Annotated in this window: 12 protein-coding genes and 1 pseudogene; 5 read left to right on the plus strand and 8 right to left on the minus strand. The window is 38.6% G+C overall.

Annotated elements, in window-relative coordinates; genetic code table 11:
• Positions 1–190 precede the first annotated feature (190 nt).
• Complete coding sequence (locus tag KTJ72_RS01600; protein WP_217303970.1) at positions 191–3,760, plus strand: PD-(D/E)XK nuclease family protein; 3,570 nt, start codon at positions 191–193, stop codon at positions 3,758–3,760.
• Positions 3,760–7,485, plus strand: coding sequence for a helicase-exonuclease AddAB subunit AddA (gene addA / locus KTJ72_RS01605; RefSeq protein WP_217303971.1), 3,726 nt, complete (start codon positions 3,760–3,762; stop codon positions 7,483–7,485). The genes KTJ72_RS01600 and addA overlap by 1 nt, the downstream gene beginning before the upstream one ends.
• A 44-nt stretch (positions 7,486–7,529) precedes the next feature.
• Here addA and KTJ72_RS01610 read toward each other — a convergent pair whose 3' ends face one another.
• Both KTJ72_RS01610 and KTJ72_RS01615 read right to left on the minus strand, forming a co-directional pair.
• Positions 7,530–8,774 (minus strand): ABC transporter permease, encoded by a 1,245-nt coding sequence (locus KTJ72_RS01610; RefSeq protein WP_178391581.1) that lies wholly within the window; start codon positions 8,772–8,774, stop codon positions 7,530–7,532.
• On the minus strand, positions 8,767–9,663 hold the full coding sequence (locus KTJ72_RS01615; protein WP_217304064.1) for an ABC transporter ATP-binding protein: 897 nt from the start codon (positions 9,661–9,663) through the stop codon (positions 8,767–8,769). Before KTJ72_RS01615 ends, KTJ72_RS01610 begins: the two co-directional genes overlap by 8 nt.
• A gap of 328 nt (positions 9,664–9,991) precedes the next feature.
• On the opposite strand from KTJ72_RS01615, the pseudogene KTJ72_RS01620 reads away from it, so the two are divergent.
• Positions 9,992–11,362: pseudogene (locus KTJ72_RS01620) on the plus strand (aldehyde dehydrogenase family protein); the annotation flags it as partial.
• 40 nt (positions 11,363–11,402) lie between these two features.
• Here the strand turns inward: KTJ72_RS01620 and KTJ72_RS01625 are convergent.
• On the minus strand, positions 11,403–12,425 hold the full coding sequence (locus KTJ72_RS01625) for a YeiH family protein (RefSeq protein ID WP_052471571.1): 1,023 nt from the start codon (positions 12,423–12,425) through the stop codon (positions 11,403–11,405).
• 196 nt (positions 12,426–12,621) lie between these two features.
• On the opposite strand from KTJ72_RS01625, the gene KTJ72_RS01630 reads away from it, so the two are divergent.
• Complete coding sequence (locus tag KTJ72_RS01630; protein ID WP_217303973.1) at positions 12,622–12,813, plus strand: hypothetical protein; 192 nt, start codon at positions 12,622–12,624, stop codon at positions 12,811–12,813.
• A gap of 42 nt (positions 12,814–12,855) precedes the next feature.
• Here the strand turns inward: KTJ72_RS01630 and KTJ72_RS01635 are convergent, their stop codons facing one another.
• From KTJ72_RS01635 to KTJ72_RS01650, 4 genes are all read right to left on the minus strand, one after another.
• Positions 12,856–14,232 carry a DHA2 family efflux MFS transporter permease subunit gene (locus KTJ72_RS01635; RefSeq protein ID WP_249419530.1) on the minus strand — a complete coding sequence of 459 codons (1,377 nt, stop codon included), beginning with the start codon at positions 14,230–14,232 and terminating at the stop codon, positions 12,856–12,858.
• Positions 14,233–14,234: 2 nt separating this feature from the next.
• Complete coding sequence (locus KTJ72_RS01640; protein ID WP_034532305.1) at positions 14,235–14,657, minus strand: MarR family winged helix-turn-helix transcriptional regulator; 423 nt, start codon at positions 14,655–14,657, stop codon at positions 14,235–14,237.
• A 114-nt stretch (positions 14,658–14,771) separates the two neighbouring features.
• Positions 14,772–15,509: an amino acid ABC transporter ATP-binding protein gene (locus KTJ72_RS01645; protein ID WP_041153188.1), complete on the minus strand. Its 738-nt coding sequence runs from the start codon at positions 15,507–15,509 to the stop codon at positions 14,772–14,774.
• Complete coding sequence (locus KTJ72_RS01650) at positions 15,506–16,951, minus strand: amino acid ABC transporter substrate-binding protein/permease (RefSeq protein ID WP_094750724.1); 1,446 nt, start codon at positions 16,949–16,951, stop codon at positions 15,506–15,508. The genes KTJ72_RS01645 and KTJ72_RS01650 overlap by 4 nt, the downstream gene beginning before the upstream one ends.
• A 412-nt stretch (positions 16,952–17,363) precedes the next feature.
• Here KTJ72_RS01650 and KTJ72_RS01655 point away from each other — a divergent pair, with 412 nt between their 5' ends.
• Positions 17,364–19,460, plus strand: coding sequence for an AAA family ATPase (locus KTJ72_RS01655; RefSeq protein WP_217303974.1), 2,097 nt, complete (start codon positions 17,364–17,366; stop codon positions 19,458–19,460).
• Between the two features lie 45 nt (positions 19,461–19,505).
• On the opposite strand, the gene KTJ72_RS01660 is transcribed toward KTJ72_RS01655, so the two are convergent.
• Positions 19,506–19,877: a GtrA family protein gene (locus tag KTJ72_RS01660; RefSeq protein ID WP_217303975.1), complete on the minus strand. Its 372-nt coding sequence runs from the start codon at positions 19,875–19,877 to the stop codon at positions 19,506–19,508.
• Positions 19,878–19,906 lie beyond the last annotated feature (29 nt).

Below are 19,906 nucleotides of genomic sequence, written 5' to 3' on the forward strand. Positions count from 1 at the left end.
CCACAACCAAATAATTGAACCAAAGATTATGACTCGAAAAGTTCAAATTTTTTTCGGTTAAAAAATTATCGTTTGCATAAACGCCGACTTAATCATCTTTTTGGAGAATAATTAAATGTTTGAAAAGTCTGACACAGGTTTTCACGTATTATATAATTAAACTATTAATTCATGAAAAAGGGGTAATGAAATGTCTTTACAATTTATTTTGGGAACCGCCAGCTATGATCATGAAGAAGTCATCGTTGATTCTCTAAAAGAATCAATCAACAATCACCCTGATGATGAATTCTTCTATCTAGTGCCTAACCACATTAAGTTTGAATCCGAAGTGCAAGCCTTAAAGGATTTAAACACCGACAACGAACCAATTTATGCCGAAAGTAAGTTCCAGACTTTCTCCATTACCCGACTTGTCTGGTATTACATGAAGAATAACCAAGAATACCAAAAGACAAGACTAAGCGACTCTGGTATTAGCATGCTGATCTACCAAATCTTAATCGATCACCAGGATGAATTGACCGTCTTTAGGGGTGAAACTGGCCAACCTGGCTTTATTCAAAAATTGGCTCAACAAATCAGCGAAATGCAAGCCGGCCAAATTTCTGCCGACAACCTTGAAAAAATTGTCGACAATAACGATAAACTAAACGCTGGACTACGTGATAAAATGCATGATTTCATCATCATTTATCGCGCTTTTGAGGAACAAACTCAAGGAATCTATCTATATAAATCAGACGTTTTAAACCTTTTCTGTCGTTTTATCGAAAATGACGAACTAGACCTATCCCACAGTCATTTTTACTTCAATGGCTTTAACCAGTTTACCGCCCAAGAAGCTAAGCTAGTTGAACTACTAATCAAGCGTTCCGCTGGTGTGACTATTGGTTTGAACTTGGATCGTAAGTACCCCGATGAACTACCACAAGGTCCAAACTTATTCTTCCAATCAGCCAAGTGGTACAATCGTTTTTACAACGTTGCCCGTGCCAATAATGTTCCCGTATTGGTCGATAAAATGGCTAAGAATCTTCGCGTGTCAGATGATTTACACAAACTAGATACATACTGGGCACAATCCACTGGACTAGGTGATATCGACAAGAGTGCACTAAGTAATCCTGACAGCATTCAGGTCTACCGTGCCGACAGTCCGTTTGCTGAAGTAGAAAATATCGCGGTCAAGATTCGCCAAATGGTCGCTCATGGTGGCTACAAATACTCCGACTTCTTAATCTTGACTCGTCACTTGGACAAGTATCAAAACGTAATCAAACCGGTATTTAAACTACTCGACATTCCTGCATTTAACGACGTTACCAAATCAATGGAAGACCATCCATTGGTGGAATTAATCGATGCACTTTTTAGTCTGGAAAATGGTTCTCGTAAGTACCAATACCAAGACGTCATGCGTTTACTAAAGACCGAATTAATGGTCCCAGGTGATGGTAATGGTAATTTCATTGAAGGCGATGATTACCGTCAATACGTGGCCTTAACCGAAAACTTGGTACTAAAGAATGGGTATGAAGGCTCTCGCTGGACTCAAAAGGAAGACTGGCAATACGCATGGCTATCCGATAGTGATTTTGGTGTTCAAGCAGATAGAATGCGTAACATTTCCGGTAAAATTAATGTGATCAGACACTTTATTGGTGATAACTTCCCACCATTCTTCAAGAAGATGCGAAACGCCAAGACCGGCAAAGAGGCTGCTGCCACATTATTCCAATTCCTAGTGGACATGGGAGTGGTTAGACGACTAAAAGAATGGCGTAACGACTCCATCTTAAAAGACAACCTATTGGATGCGGCGCAACCCGAACAGGTATGGCAGACATTCTGTAACCTATTGGACGACTATGTTTCAATCCTAGGAAATCGTGAATTTGTTCCTGACGACTTTTTGAGTCTTCTTCAAAGTGGATTCTCAGGTGCCAACTACTCACAAATTCCATCAACATTGGACCAAGTTACTATTTCTGAAAGTGGAATCGTTCAAATGAACAACCGTAAAGTGGTCTTTATGATGGGTGCCACCGACGAAGTAATGCCAGATAAAATTACCAACGAAGCACTATTTAGTGACGCGGACCGTGGTGATTTGCGTGACTTCTTTGACGACGACCAATACTTGCGTGAAACATCTGAAAACCAAATGGCCAATGATCCATTCCTAAACTATCTAGCATTCCTATCAGGTAGTGAAAAGCTAATCTTTTCCTATAGTTTAGGCGATAGTGACGAATCATCAGTCGCCATTTCCCCATACGTTTCCAGAATTGCTGAACACTTCGGCATTGATATCCAACACATTTCCAGTCATCCAACCGCTGATGCCAAGGATATCTACGAATATGTCGGAACTTATCGTTCAACGCTTCGTCACCTGGTTCAAGCTAGCCAAGACGCCAAACTGAACAATTCTAATTTGGCCCCTGCCTGGCAATATGTATACAACAAACTAGATCAAAACCTAAACTACCGTGATTTAACCAACAAACTATTGGGTGGTTTGGACTACAACAACACACCAACGCAATTGTTGCCAGAAATCGTTACTGGTTTATATGGCGATAAAATCAATACTTCCATCTCTAAGTTGGAACAATTTTACAGCAACCCATACGAATACTTCTTGCGCTATGGTTTGAAGCTAAAAGAACGTGATGTCTTTGACTTATCTCCAGCAAGTACCGGTCAGTTCTATCACGAATCAATGGACCACTTGATGCGCATCGTAAATTCAGAACACATCGACTTGGAAAACTTGGACAAACAAGCAATCAATGAATTGGTTGATACTGTTGTTGCCAAGATGTTAGAAGATCCAAATGACTTCCAATACACCATCTTGAGCAGTTCTAGTCGAATGAATTACATCAAGAACCAATTGATTAAGACCGTTAAACACACAATCGAAACCATTCAAAAACAAAGTAAGTACACACCAATGCGTGCGAAAAAGACCGAAATCTCATTCGGTCAAGTTGGTCATAAGGATGATTTGAAACCACTTAGTTTTGAATTGCCTAAGAGCAACGAACTAACCACCGCGAAGTTGGTTAACGTCCGTGGTCGAATCGATAGAATTGATTCAATGAACGTCGACGGCAAGAACTACCTAGGAATTGTCGATTACAAGTCCAGTGAACGTAAGTTGGACTTCTCCCGTGTATACGACGGCACTTCCATGCAAATGATGACCTACATCGATGTGTTAGCGCACAACCTAGGCATCATCGATGAAGAAGAAAAGGCCGCCTTGGCCGGTGCCGTATACATGCACATCTACAATCCTAAGTACACCAAGGATGATTTGAAGAAATCATTTGAAGAAGCGGTATTAAGCAAACAAAAATACCAAGGAATTCTAGTTAACGACGGAGAACTATTGGATAAGATTGATAAGACCATCGCCGATGACAAGTACGGTTCATCCAATGTTTACCCATTGAGAAAGAAAAAGGACGGTAGTTTTTACAAGTCCAGTCCAATCGTGCAACCAGAAGACTTAGACCTATTGCTATCTCACAACGAGGACCTAATTAAGAAGGCCGGATTGGAAATCTTTACTGGAAACGTCGACTTGAAACCAGCGCGCTTTGGTCAAAACCAAGACGCAATGCAATTTACACCTTATCGTTCAATCATGCAGTTCGATCCGCTATTGAATGAAAACAACTATAGAGACGTGCCTAACTACTCGTTAGAAGACGTCTTGAAAATGTTAAGGGGGGACAATCAATAATGGAATACACAAAGCCACAAAAAGAAGCTGTTACCGGACATTTTGATGAAAATGTCCTCGTTTCCGCCTCAGCCGGTTCTGGTAAGACCCGTGTCTTAGTTGATCGTGTGATTAACAAGTTATTAAACGACCGCGTCAACATTGATGAAATGCTAATCGTTACCTTTACTAAGGCCGCTGCTAAGGAAATGCGTGACCGTATTCAAAAGGCGTTACAACAAGAATTGAAAAAGGCCACCGACTCAGACGTTAAGGCATTTTTAGTGCGTCAATTACGTCGTTTGCCGGTCGCTGATATTTCAACAATGGACTCATTCTGTCAAAAAATCGTCCAAAGCTACTACTACATTATTGATTTGGACCCTAACTTTAGATTGTTGGCGGACCAAACTGAAAGCCAAATGCTAAAAGAACAGGTTTGGGATTCAGTTAGAGAAGACTTATACGCCAACGATAGTGATGGGCTATTTGCGCAATTGACTGAAAACTTCTCCAATGACCGTTCCGACGATGGTTTAACCGATTTAGTATTTAGAATTTACGATTACGCCAACGTAAATCGTGACCCGGTCGATTGGTTGAAGAATACCACCAAGATTTACGACATCGATGGGGATGACCTGGTTCATTCCGACTTTTACCAAAACAATCTATTACCCTTCATTCAAAACGATTTGACCCAACAACGTCTATCTTTTGAATCAGCTAAACGCATTGCCGATGAAAACTTGATGGAAAAAGAAGCGGCTGCCGTTCAAGTCGATATTGATAATATCAATGGCCTATATGACATGTTGCCTGATTCCGATTGGAATGACATTAAGCAAGCCTTTGAAGACATTAAGTTCAAGGCTTTCCCACGTGTTACCAAGGACTATGACGACATTGCTAAGGGACTTCACGACCGTATCAAAGACATTCGAGACAACGCCAAGAAGGCGGTTCAAAAACTACCCGATAAGTACTTTGCGTTAAACGAAGAAGAAAACCTTTCAGTAATGAAGGCTTCCAAGCAATTAATCGAAAAATTGATACAAGTTGTCCTAGCATTCACCGATAGCTATCAAAAGGCTAAATTGAAGCGCCATTGTCTAGAATTCATTGATGTGGAACATTATGCCTACGATATTCTATCTGGCTCAGACGGCGAATCTAAGGCGGTCAGAGTGAACCTCCAAAATCAATATAATGAAATCATGGTCGATGAATACCAAGATAATAATCGTCTCCAAGACGCGATTTTATCAACATTATCGAACCCAGAACACAGTAACATGTTCATGGTGGGAGACGTTAAGCAATCCATCTACCGTTTCCGTCTAGCCGATCCATCAATGTTTATCGAACGCATGGATAGCGAAGATGGACACACCATTGTCTTACCAGATAACTTCCGTTCTGCAGAAAACATCGATGATTTCATCAACTTAGTTTTCACTCAAACAATGGATAAACGAGTCGGAGAAATTGACTACACCGGGGATGCCAAACTAAAGGCCGGTGCGAAATACTATCCAGACGAATTACAATCCAACGTTGATGTGATGATTTACGAAAGTAAGGATGACGAAGAAGAACCAATTGATGACCAATTCCAAGTCCAAGACAGTGCGCATGGCCAAGTTGAAATGGTCGCTCAAAAGATTAACGAAATGATTGAAAAGCAGCTACCAGTGTTTGACCGTGACAAGCAAGTGATGCGTCCAATCCAATACTCTGATATCTCAATTATTTCTTCGACTAGAAATAACAACTTAATCATTTCCGATATCTTTGGTTCATACAACATTCCGGTCCTAATCAACGGGGCACAAAGTTACTTCAAGACCACCGAAATTCAAATCATGATGTCGATGTTATCAATCATTGATAATCCATACCAAGACATTCCATTGGTTGCGGTATTGCGTTCTCCAATGGTTGGACTAAATGAAAACCAATTGGCATACTTGAGAATTAATCAAAAGACCGGGGATTACTTCAATGCCGTAATTAACTTCTATGATAATTACGAAAACATGGATCACTCCGAATTTGGTGACCAAGTATTTTCACGTGTGAAGACATTTGTCGAACAATTAAAACACTTTAGAGATGTTGCCCAACAACATCCGATTGTTGATTTAATCTGGGACATCTATGAAACTACTGGATTCTTGGATTATGTCGGTGGGATGCCTGCCGGAAGACAACGCCAAGCCAACCTACATGCCTTATACGAACGTGCATATGACTACGAACAAACTAGTTTTAAGGGATTGTTCCAATTCGTTCGATTTGTGCGTCTCATGCAAGAAAGAAACGAAGACTTGGATGAAGCCAATGCTGATGACAACCAAGATGCAGTATCAGTAATGACCATTCACGGAAGTAAGGGACTGGAATTCCCAGTCGTCTTCCTAATGGATGCCTCACATGGTTTCAACAGGCAAGACAGCAACAAGGCCTACATCCTAAATGACCACCTAGGATTAGGAATTACCTACACCGACCCAGAAACTCGAATCAAACAAGATTCATTGCAACGCCAAGTGGTTGGTGCAATCGAAAACCAAGGATTGTTGGCCGAAGAAATGCGTAAACTATACGTTGCGCTAACCCGTGCTGAACAACAACTATTCATCGTTGGTGCCAGCAAGAATGAAAACGACAGAACCAAGGTCATCGATGCCTGGAACAAGGCCGCCAGTGGTGACACCTTACTAGTCGATGCCGCTTTAAGAAGTGGTGCCAAGAGTTACCTAGACTGGATTGGCCCCGCATTGGTCCGTCATCCTAACTTTAGAAATAAGTTCGGTGACGACGTTACCTACAAAGGTTTAGATGATGATCAAACCAACTTTGACGTCGAATTCGTGAATGCCAACGACCTAGCTCAACACAGTCCATCAGGAGACAGTGCGGTTAGTGCTAAGTGGTTAAATCACATTGTTGAAAGTGCCAAGAAGATGGTACCAAAGGACATCAATGTTGATGATGTCGACCAAGTATTGGACTTCACTTATCAAAATCAAGTTGCGACTCATACTACTGCTTATCAATCAGTTTCCGAAATTAAACGACTATTTGAAGATCCAGATAGCATTCAATTGGGCAACTATGATGAACATTGGCAAGAAAATAATAAGCAAAAGAATATGTATGTCAGCTCTAACTTTACGGTGCCTAAGTTCATGCAATCAGTCGTAAAACCAAGTGCTGCTGAAGTCGGTACTGCCACCCACTTGTTGCTACAAGAGGTTTCATTGGACCACAAGCCAGAAGTTGGTGACGTGGTAGGGATGCTACAACGTTTAGTTGCCGATAAGGTCGTTACCCCAGAAATTGCTGACTTAATTCAAACACAAGAAGTTATCAATGTGTTTGACAGTGAATTGGGACTACAAATGTTGGCTCATCCAGAACGAATTCATCGTGAAGCACCATTCTCGATGTTAATGGATGCCAACCTAGTATTCCCTGGATTTAATGCTGATTCACCTGAAAAAATCCTAATTCACGGGATTATTGATGGTTACATCGAACTAGACGATGAGGTCATCTTGTTTGATTACAAGACTGACTACGTTCCAAACGATAGCGATAGAAGTATCGAAAAGGCCGTTAAGAAGTACAAAGGTCAAATTAACCTATATGCCAAGGCGTTGGAAAACATCTTGCATAAACCGGTTACCGATAAATTTATCTACCTACTATCAATCAATAAACCAGTCAAAATTAAGTAAAAAAATAACCCTGAACATATTCGTTCAGGGTTATTTTTATTTGCTTATTTATTGTTTAAAGCTGATTTAATCCGTTTGAAGAAGCTACCTTCTTCACTGTTTAGCATGAATAGCTTGTAAACATTTGAGAACTTGTAAGTCACAAAGGCGATGAAGGCAATCGCAATCAATAGTGAAATGATGCCTTCAAAGAAGCTTGCATCATGATTAATTAATCTGATTGGCATCAAGAATGATGAGAATAGTGGGATGTATGATCCAACTTGTGAAAAGATTGAATCGGAAGCACCATCATTAACAAAATTAAATGAAAGTACAAAGATAAATAAAATCAAGAATACAAGTGGTTGTGCTGATTTGGATGCCCCCTCAACATTGGCTGAAAGAGAACCACAAATCGCTGCAAGCACGATTGCGATTACGAAACCAACTAAGATGAATAGTAGGTTAATGCTGAAGATGTTACCGATAAACGTACTGATTAATACGTGTTGGGATGAGAATAGTGAGTTGAAGAATGGATACATATTCAAGATGAAGTATGCAATCACGCCAACGCCACTGTAAATTACCATTTGTGTTGCCATCAAGGCAATCACGGCACCCACTTTACCACTAAAGTATGTGCTAGGTGAGACACTACTGAAGATAACTTCTGAAATCTTGGTGCCTTTTTCCTTGGCGATAGTAGTGGACATGATGGAAGCGTAAATTAGGGTAAAGAAGTAGGAAATAAAGATTAATACATAGATTGATGCGGTATTAGCATTGGATGTTTGATCCGATTTTTGCTTCTTTTCCTTATCGGTGACTGATGACTTGAATGCTGGTTTTACAGATAATTGTTTGTATTGTTCGCTAGTCACATTGCTAGTCTTAACATTAATGGCAGCTTGCTTTTGGTTCACAATTGCTAATAAGTCAGTCTTAACGTCGCTATCTAAGGAGCTACTTCCAACAAAGTTAATTTTGTATTGGTTGTTTTCCTTGGAAACCTTGATGTAACCATCAATGTTGTCCTTCTTAAGTTCCTTTTTAGCGGTACTTTCGGACTTGATGCTGGTATCAATGGAATCTTTATCCTTGGATACTAGTTCGCTTTTGACGCTTGAATCCCCGACAACGGCGACTTGGTAGTTGTCAAAGTTGCTGGTTGAACTGGCAACTAATCCACCGATTCCAGCACTAATTAAGACTGAAATAATTGGAGTGACTAGTAAAGCGATGAAACTCTTTGATTTTAAGTGAAGTAGGTAGTTTCTCATGAAAACAATATTGAATTTATGCATGCTTTGCCACCGCCTTTTCTCTAAAGATTTCATCTAATGTAGGTGGTTGTTGGCTGAATTCTTCGATGTATTCGCCACGACTGACGGCGTTGAATAGTGCCTTACCGTATTCTTCATCGGTAAGGATAATCTTGTAACGGTTATGGCCACGTGCAACAACTTCACTGACACCATCAAGTGCAGCTAGTTCGTTTACGGACATGTCAGTTGTCACAAAGACGTGCTTTTTACCGAATTGGGTTCGGATTTCATCAACGCTACCGTTTAAAACGACGTTTCCGTTTCTAAGCATTACGACGTGATCACAAAGTTCTTCAACGTTGTTCATGTCGTGACTTGAGAAGATGATGGCTGCACCATTTTCCTTAGTTCTGATGATTTCTTTCTTTAAAAGATCTGCGTTAACGGGGTCCAAACCACTAAATGGTTCATCTAAGATTACCAACTTTGGTTCATGAATTAAGGTACAGATTAATTGGACCTTTTGTTGATTACCTTTAGATAGTGATTTAATTTTGTCCTTAGCTTCACCTTTGACTTCGAAGCGTTTTAACCATGAGTCGATGCGTTCCTTGACCCATTTTTTATCGCGGCCCTTTAGTTCCGCAAAATATGTAATTTGACTTTCAATTGTTAGGTCTTCGAATAGACTACGTTCTTCTGGAAGGTATCCCACTTCGTTGAAGTCCTTAACAGTGATTTCGTGATTGTTTAATGTAATTTTTCCATCGAATTCGATAAAACGAAGAATGCTGTGAAAGGTTGTTGATTTACCAGCACCATTTTGTCCGATTAGACCTAGAATTTGTCCGTCTTTAGCTTCAAATGAAAGGTTGTTTAAAGCTTGGACTTTGGAAAATGATTTCGAAATGTTTTCAATCTTTAAGATAAGCTCATCTCCTCTGTTTTGATAAGCCTAATAATATCATAACGATATTCAAATTAAAATTTAATTTTTATCGATAAAAACTAGACATCGAGTATGTTTATCATTACTGAAATTTGCGGAAATCAAAAGGCTTAAATATAGCGCTTTTAACTTGTGATTAGGTGAACAAAGCTGACCTATTTTTTAATCAAAAATGGATATTTTCTTCAAAAAAACATAGTGAAAATTAATTATTTTCTGGTGATCAATGGGTTGAAACCCTTTATTGACACTGATACAATCAAATTGAAAACGTTAGTAGTATCTAAATTAAAGGAGGGCGTTTTTGATGGTTCAAGTTGATGAAATGATTAACAATTTAGTAAGTAATGCACATACTGCATTAGCTGAATTAGAAGGTTTAGATCAATCACAGGTAGACTCAATTGTAGATGCAATGGTCCAAGCTGGTTTAGATAACAGTGCGGAACTGGCAAAATTAGCTCATGAAGAAACTGGTCGTGGAAATACTCACGACAAGACAATGAAGAACATTTTTGCCAGTGGTCAAATTGGTAACTTCATTAAGAATCATAAGACTGTTGGAATTATCGATGAAGACGATGAAGCAAAGACAGTTACAATTGCAGAACCATTAGGGGTGTTAGCTGGTGTTACTCCAGTTACCAACCCAACTTCAACTACTTTATTTAAGGCAATCATTGCGATGAAGACTAGAAACCCAATCGTATTTAGTTTCCATCCACAAGCTTTGAAGTCCTCAATAAAAGCAGCTGAAATTGTATTAGATGCAGCCGTTAAAGCAGGGGCACCAATGAATTCAATTCAATGGATTAGCGAACCAAGCATTGACGCAACCAATGCTTTGATTCACCACCCTGGTGTTGCAACGATTTTAGCGACTGGTGGACCTGCCATGGTCAAAGCCGCTTACTCAAGTGGTAAACCCGCATTAGGTGTGGGTCCTGGTAACGCACCATTATATGTTGAAAAGTCCGCAGATTTAGATGCAGCAGTTAAAGACATCGTATTATCAAAGACCTTTGATAATGGTATGATTTGTGCTACCGAAAACAGTCTGGTAATCGATTCATCCATCTATGATGACATGAAGAAACGTTTAAGTGATGCTGGTGTATACTTCATCGCTGAATCAGATCAAGACAAGCTAGCACAAACTATGTTTAACCCTGAAACTGGTGGAGTTAACGGACCAATCGCCGGTCGTTCAGCTAAGCAAATCGCTGACATGGCCGGAATTGAAGTTCCGGAAGACACCAAAGTATTGGCCGCTGAACTAACTGAAGTTGGTCTTGACCACTTACTTTCAGGTGAAAAGCTTTCACCAGTTGTATCAGTATACAAGGTAGCTGATTCAAATCATGCATACGAAACTCTAGAAGCAATCCTAAACTATGGTGGATTAGGTCACACTGCTGGAATTAGATCAACTAATTCTGATGTGATTACTCAATTCGGTATTAAGATGAAGGCCTGCCGTATCCTAGTCAATACTCCTTGCTGTCTAGGTGGGGTTGGTAGCATCGTGAACGGATTGGAACCTTCATTAACTCTAGGAACTGGTTCATGGGGCTTTAACTCCATTTCACATAACGTTACAGACTTTGATTTACTCAACCTTAAGAAAATTGCTTACCCACGTAAGAATAGTAACTTTGAAGAACTTATTAAAAAGTATATGTAATTAAAAAAGACTAGGCATTTGCCTAGTCTTTTTATTATGCGTGAATTAATAGTTTGATTAAGATTAGTGCCACGATGGTTTGAATTAGACCAACTGAAACACTGTAAATCGCAAAACGCTTTCCGGCCTTTAGGAACGCCTTTAAGTTTAGACGTAAACCGATAGCGGCTAGCGCGATGATTTCACACCATGAGCTCAATAGGTGAGCGGTGTTGCCGATGAAAGCTGGAAGGTGGAAGAAACTGTTTAGGATACAGAAGATTAAGAACCATAGAACGTACCATGGTAAGAAATCAATCTTACCTTTCTTTACTTCTTCCTCAACTTCTTTTTCGGCGTTAGCTAATGCTTCGTTTTTAGCATGGATGCGTGCAAACACAGTAACCACAACTACTAGCATGATGATTCGCATAATCTTGAATAAAGTAGCGAATTGGACTGTTGTTTGGTTAACCATTGTTGCACTGGCGATAACTTGTCCAACTGATTGGACGGTACCACCAATCAAGGCACCACGTAGCATGTCAACGTGACCGAACACCATGGTACCAATGACAGGAAGAGCTAGCATCATCACGGTTCCCATTAAGTTCACCAATGTGATACTCATACCGGCATCTTCGTCGGAAGCGTTAATGACTGGTTTGATGGAAGCAATTGCTGATGATCCACAAACCGCGTTTCCACCAGCCATGCAAAGGTAGATTCCTTCACCGAAGTGAAGCCACTTACCAATCATGATGGCAGCGATAATGGTGATGGCCATTTGGATGATGATGAATAGTAATCCTGACCAGTGTAATTGAAGAATAGTTTGGAAAGTGATGGTAAGACCAAGTAGCATTACTGAGTATTCTAGTAATCGTTTTTCAGCAAACTTGGTACCAGCGCTTAGAACTGGTTGTTTTAAAACGGTGTTACCCAACACAATCCCGATTAGGATTGCGATGGTGGCTCCACCGATGTTTGGAATAATAGCTGTAAGAAATTGACTAATAATTGCAATAATAGCTGCAGCTAGAAATCCAATGGTACGTTTTTTAATCGTATCAATCATATGAATTTCTCCTTTATTTATAATATTTAAATTATATCACGTGTGACAACCCTTTTAAACCGTTGAATTGTTAAGCTTTAGTTAATATGATTTTGATAATGTCGATATATCACGTATAATTATAAGTAATAGGAGTGATAATTTATATATGTGGAATATAATTGCGATTCTTTTATTTATTTTTGCAATTTATGAAGTGGTCAAGAGTATTAAAGACCGTGGTGTCGTTAGAGACATCTTGAACAATTATGACAACGTCGTTAAAATACGTGCCATGATTGAAGAACATAATGATGATAGCGAGATTGTTAACGCTATTAAGGATGAATTTAATGTTAGATTTTATCCTGCAACTAGAATTTTTATGAGTGTCAAAAAAATGAAGTAAAACAAAAAGCCTAACGTTTAACACGTTAGACTTTTTTATTTGTTATTTGCGTTTTACAACGGCGTTTAAGATTAGACTAGCAATCACGATTAATACTAGTAATAAAATCAACGCATGAAGTGATCCAACCGCAGTTCCGTTGGCTTCGTTACTACTACTCAATTGACTGATAGTAATGATAGCTGAAGTTACCGATGTTCCGATTGCTCCAGCAATTTGTTGAGTTGTGTTAAATACGGCATTACCGTCTGTTCGTTGATTGTTATTTAGGTTACTTAATCCACTTGTCATAATATTTCCGAATGATAGACCAATACATAGCATGAATATGATATAAAATCCTAAAATCATAGCATTACTTAGATGTGTTCCAAAGATGGTGAATAGAATCATTCCAATCATTCCAAATGACATACCAAAAGCGATTGGCTTATAAGCACCAAATTTATCATATAAACTACCTGATACAGGGGCAAATAAAGCACCAACGATAGCCCCTGGTAGTACTAACAAACCAGCGATAAAAGCTGAAGAGTGATTTACCAATTGAACATAATTGGGCAAAATGAATGATAAACCTAATGTAATAAATTGAATAATGAAAAAACTAATTACATGTCCAGAGAACTTGTGATTTTGTAGTACAGATAAGTCCAAGATAGCATTTTTACTATTAACGCAGTGCTTGTATAGGGTGATTAAAGCAATTATACCCACAATAATTGGTAACAGTACAAGTGCATTTAAAATGTTTCCAGAACTCATATTTGAGAACCCAAAGACTAGACCAATAAAAGTAATTACAATTAAAATTAGTCCAACAAAATCCAAACGAGTCTTTTTAATTTCACGCTTCTGTTCGATGTTTAATACACCTAATAATAATGAAATCACGAGAACTGGCAATAGAATGGCGAAAATATAGCGCCAACCAATTGTAGATACGATAAACCCACCAAAAGTAGGACCAACAGCTGGTGCAACGGCTGTGATTAAATTACCTACACCCATCATTACACCAAGTTTTTCAGCGGGTACTTGATCTAAGATGATGTTAAACATCAATGGTAGTGCAATCCCAGTTCCAAATCCTTGGATAACACGACCTAGTAGCAATACAGTGAATGATGGGGCTAATAAGTCGCACACAACCCCTAGAATAAATAGTAAATTGGCAACGATAAATAATTGCTTGGTTTTAAAATTACGGTTCAATATTGCAGAAAGTGGTACAACGATTGAAACGATTAGTAAATAGATTGTAGTCATCCATTGAACAGTACTGGTACCGACGTTAAAGTCGTGCATCAAAGTCGGAAATGTGATGTTCATTGAAGTTTCAATGACAACACCACTAAAGGACATGATTCCAGCTGCGATGACTGATAGTAATGTCTTTAATGAAATTTTGCTATCCATTATTAATCCCCCATGTGTTTAATGATTTTATCTAAGCTACTCTCTAGGGCAGCGTATTCTTCATCAGACAAGAAACTATGGATTTGTTGTTGCGTTTCAACCATGAACTTTTGAATGTCGTCTTCGTATTGAACAGCTAAATCGGTTAGGATAACCTGCTTTTGACGAGCATCCTTGTTCGATTCAACACGGCGTACTAATCCCTTATCTTCCATTCTCTTCAATAGCGTTGAAGCGGTGGAACGACGGATGTTAAATTCGTGTTCGATGTCTTTTTGAAATATTTCTTGATCGTAAAACAGGGTCAAGAAGTCGATTACGGACATCTGCATACTTGTTAAATCGTATTGAATTGCGAACTTATCAAATTGTTTGGTAAGTTGGGTTGATGCAATTTTTAGTTGTCTTCCAATATTTTCTGTCATGAATATCACTTCCTAGATTTTGTTAGCATGCTAACAATTATAAAAGGGACAAAATAAAAATGCAAGCAAAAAATGCACAAAAAAAGAACCCCGCATAAGCGAGGCTCTTTAATACTAGACCTCCAAAATCTTTGATAGGAATGATTTTAGACGATCGTTCTTAGGGTGGTTGAAGATTTCATCTGGAGTACCTTCTTCTTGGATAATACCGTCATCAACGAATACCACACGGTCAGCAACTTCTTTGGCAAAGCCCATTTCGTGGGTAACAACAACCATTGTCATACCTTTTTCTTTAGCTAACTTCTTCATAACGTTTAAAACGTCACCGACCATTTCAGGGTCAAGAGCAGAAGTAGGTTCATCGAATAGCATGATGTCTGGGTTCATTGCTAAAGCACGGGCGATAGCAACACGTTGTTTTTGACCACCAGATAGTGAATTTACTGAAGCATCGAATTTATTTTCTAGCCCAACAACTTCTAGTAACTTCTTAGCTTGTTTTACAGCATCTTCTTTTGATAGCTTACCTAATTCAACAGGTGCTAACATGATGTTTTTACCAACTGATAGGTTGTTAAATAGGTTAAAGTGTTGGAACACCATACCGATTTGTTCACGAACCTTATCGATATCAACACCTTTTTTGGCGATGTCAGTACCGTGAACAACAACTGAACCTGAAGTTGGTTCTTCTAACTTGTTTAAAGTTCTTAATAGAGTTGACTTACCAGAACCAGAAGGGCCGATAATAACAACTACTTCGTTATCTTTAACTTCTAGATCTACACCACGTAAGACATGGTTGTCTGCGTATTGTTTGTGTAAATCAGTTACTTTAATTTTGCTCATATCTTAGCTCTCCTTTTTACCCAGTTTGATAGCCAAGTTAATAGGGTAATTACAATTAGGTAGATAATTGCAACCATTGCCCAAACTTTGAATCCTTCAAGGTTTCTAGCGATGATAATCTTACCGGTTTGAGTAAGTTCTAGAATACCGATAATTGATAGGATTGAAGTATCCTTCAAGGTAATGATGAATTGGTTAATGAATGATGGAACCATTAACTTAACACCTTGAGGTAGGATAACCTTTCTCATCGACTTACCGAATGGTAAACCGAGTGATCTAGCGGCTTCCATTTGACCTTTATCAACTGATTCAATACCACCCTTAACAAAGGCAGCAATGTATGCACCTTCATCTAACATTAACGTGATAACCCCAGCTACGAAAGCAGGGATTCTAGTACCAGTTAATGTAGGGATACCAGTGTAGATGAATAATGCTAAAACTAGTAGAGGCATACCTCTAAATAAGTAGATAACAGTTGATGACAACCAACGGAAGAACTTGATTGGTAGAACCCCAAATAGTCCAAAGATTACACCAAAAATGGTAGCGAAGAAGATTGAAACAATTGTTAACCATAGGGTTTGTAAGAAACCTTGCCATAGGAAAGTCTTGTTTTGCTTCAAGATACCAAAGAATGAGTGAGTGTCAGCATTGTTTTTCTTAGCATTTAAGTATCTATCAATAATCTTTTTGTATTCACCATTTTTCTTTAGGTGAGCTAGACCAACGTTGAACTTCTTTAGTAGTTCTTGGTTAGTACCTTTTTTAACACCAAATGCAACTGGAGTACCAGCGGCTGGTTTAGTAACGATTTTTAGTTTAGTACCTTGGTTGATGCCGTATCTTAATACTGGTTCGTCATCGAAACATGCAACAGAGTTACCTGTTAAAACATCTTCGTAGACGTTACTTGAATCATCGAAAGTACTAATCTTAAATCCATATTTCTTTTGAATTGATTGTGCATATTGAGCACCAGTAGTACCAGTCTTAACTGCAACTGTCTTACCACGTAGGTCCTCTAAACCTTTAATGTTGTCACTGTTTTGAGATACTGCCATAACAACACCTGAATTGTAGTAAGGATCAGAGAAGTCAAATGATCCCTTACGTTCAGGGGTTACGGACATACCAGCAACCATACCATTTAGTTGCCCTGCTTGAACGGATTGAATCAATCCACTAAAGCTGGATGCTTTCCAGTTAATTTTGAAGTGTTGATCTTTTGCAATCGCGTTGAATAAATCAATATCAATACCAACATATTTATTGTTGTCGTTTGCAAATTCAAATGGTGGGAATGTAACATCCATACCAATTTGGTAGGTCTTTTCTGCAGCATGTGTTTTTGTAGGTGCTGAGAATAAACCGAATGCAACGACGAATCCAACGGCTAATGTCATTAACCATCGGATTACAGATGAATGTCGCTTCATTAGTAAAACCCCTTTTCAAAGTAGTATTTCTTTTCCACGTTATATTTCATAACATTGTATGTACTTATCATATCAGAACCGTCAAGCATTGTATATCTGAAAAATCGATTTTTTTAAAAAAATTAAGTTTTAATGTTATAAAATATAACATATGAATAGATGTATAAGTTAAATATCAAAACTTTACCAAAAATTAATCTTTGTCAAAATCCTTATTTATCAAGGGTTAGCGGCTCTCATGTTAGAAAATGGTCAAAAAAGGTCAAAAACAGTATTGAATTATGTATTTTAGGTGGTATTATATTCAGTAGATAAGGAAACAAAGGAAAAACTAAAAGCCTTATCTAATACATGCCGTGTTTGGCTAATGTATTTGAAAATAAAAAATTATATGAAATGTGAGGGATGTACTATGGCAAGAAGTCCATTTGATCCATTTAACGATGATTTTGACAGAATTTTTAATCAATTTTTAGGCGACGAAGGAAGTCCAAATACTCAACGTCGATACATGATTAATGGTCAAGAAGTTACCCCAGAACAACTAGAACAATTAAGAAAAAGTGGTCAATTGCAAGGTGGCCAACCTAATACCCAACAAAAAGCTGCATCTAATAAAGGAGGAATTCTTGAAAAGTTAGGTCGAAACTTAACTCAAGAAGCTAGAGATAATAAGCTAGACCCAGTAATTGGAAGAGACAAGGAAATCCAAGAAACTGCTGAAGTATTATCTAGAAGAATCAAGAATAACCCCGTATTAGTTGGTGACGCCGGTGTCGGTAAGACTGCTGTTGTTGAAGGTTTAGCTCAAGCAATTGTTAAGGGTGATGTACCTGCATCAATTAAGAATAAGGAAGTTATCAGTATTGATATTTCCGGTCTAGAAGCTGGAACACAATACCGTGGTAGTTTCGAAGAAAATATTCAAAACTTAATTAAGGAAGTCCAAGAAAAGGGAAACGTTATCTTATTCTTCGACGAAATTCACCAAATTTTAGGTGCTGGTAATGCCGGTGACGAAAGTGGATCCAAGGGATTAGCAGATATTATCAAACCTGCGTTATCTCGTGGTGAAATTACTGTTATTGGTGCTACTACCCAAGATGAATACAGAAATACAATTCTAAAGGATGCTGCTTTGTCACGTCGTTTCAACGAAGTGCAAATTAAGGCTCCAAATGAAGAAACTACTTTAGAAATCTTGAAGGGCATTCGTCCACTATATGAAGAACACCACAATGTGATTTTACCTGACGAAGTGTTGAAAGCTGCTGTAGATTACTCAGTTCAATACATTCCACAAAGAAGTCTACCTGACAAGGCCATTGACTTAGTAGATATGACTGCTGCACATTTGGCTGCGCAACACCCAGTCGTAGATCAAAAGCAAATCGAAGACGAAATTGAAGCTGAAAAGAAAGCGCAAGAAGATGCGGCATCTAAGGAAGATTATGAATCAGCATTAAATCACAAGAATAAGATTGAAGAACTACAAAAGCAAATCGACAACAAGAGTGACGAAAAGAAAGTTACTGCAACCGTCAACGATGTTGCTGAGTCAGTTGAAAGATTGACTGGTGTTCCGGTTGCTAAGATGAGCAGCACTGACATCGAAAGATTAAAGACAATGGGCGACCGTCTAAAGGGCAAGGTAATTGGTCAAGACGAAGCTGTTGCCGCAGTTGCTCGTGCTATTCGTAGAAACCGCGCTGGTTTTGACGAAGGTAACCGTCCAATCGGTTCATTCTTATTTGTAGGTCCTACTGGTGTGGGTAAGACTGAACTTGCTAAGCAATTAGCTAAAGACATGTTTGGTAACAAGAACAACATTATTCGTCTAGATATGTCAGAATACTCCGACCCAACTGCTGTTTCCAAGTTGATTGGTGCTTCAGCTGGATACGTTGGATACAACGACAACAACAATACTTTGACTGAAAAGGTTCGTAGAAACCCATATTCAATCGTATTATTAGATGAAATTGAAAAGGCTAACCCACAAGTGCTAACACTTCTATTACAAGTGTTAGACGATGGTCGTTTAACAGACGGACAAGGAAATGTGGTTAACTTCAAGAACACCGTTGTAATTGCTACTTCAAACGCCGGATTTGGTAACGAAGCACTTACTGGTGATGACGATAAGGATAAGAAGTTAATGGATCGTTTAGCTCCATACTTCCGTCCAGAATTCTTAAACAGATTCAATGCAATCGTTGAATTCTCCCACTTAACAAAGGATGACTTGAAAGAAATTGTCGACTTAATGTTAGCAGACGTAAATGCTACATTAGCTAAGAAAGACATGGATGTTGTCGTATCAGATGACGTTAAGAATCACCTAATCGAACAAGGATACGACGAAGCCATGGGGGCTCGTCCACTACGTCGTGTAGTTGAACAAGAAATCAGAGACAAGATTACTGACTTCTACTTAGACCATGAAGACATTAAGCACTTAAAGGCTGAAATGGAAGATGGTACTGTCGTAATTAGTGAAAACAAGTAATCTGAATAATAAAAAGAGACCATTCGCTAGGAACGGTCTCTTTTTTTATTTGAACACCCATAGTTTGCTTAATACAAAGTTAACTGGAACGGTCACAATTAATGTTAGTAACGGGACAATTTGTTCGTTAATAGATGTATAGACAGATAATAGGTAGGTTAATAGAACTGTTAAACACCATGTGAACACGTAGGTAGAATAATATTTAATTGCGGTTCTAGTAACGTTTCCGCTGGTCTTGAATACCCACTTTTTATTGATGGTTAAACCGATCAAAGTGGTGGTTCCATATCCGATTGCCATGGCAATGGTAGGAGATGTAATCCGCCATAAACATGTATAAATTAAATAGGTTAGTACTGTGTTAATGAATCCAACGATACCAAATTTGAAAAATTGCTTAATTATATTAATCATTTATCTTCTCCATGTGAAATCATGTGAAC

The sequence above is a fragment of the Apilactobacillus waqarii genome (assembly GCF_019061205.1).
Taxonomy (GTDB): Bacteria; Bacillota; Bacilli; order Lactobacillales; family Lactobacillaceae; genus Apilactobacillus; species Apilactobacillus waqarii.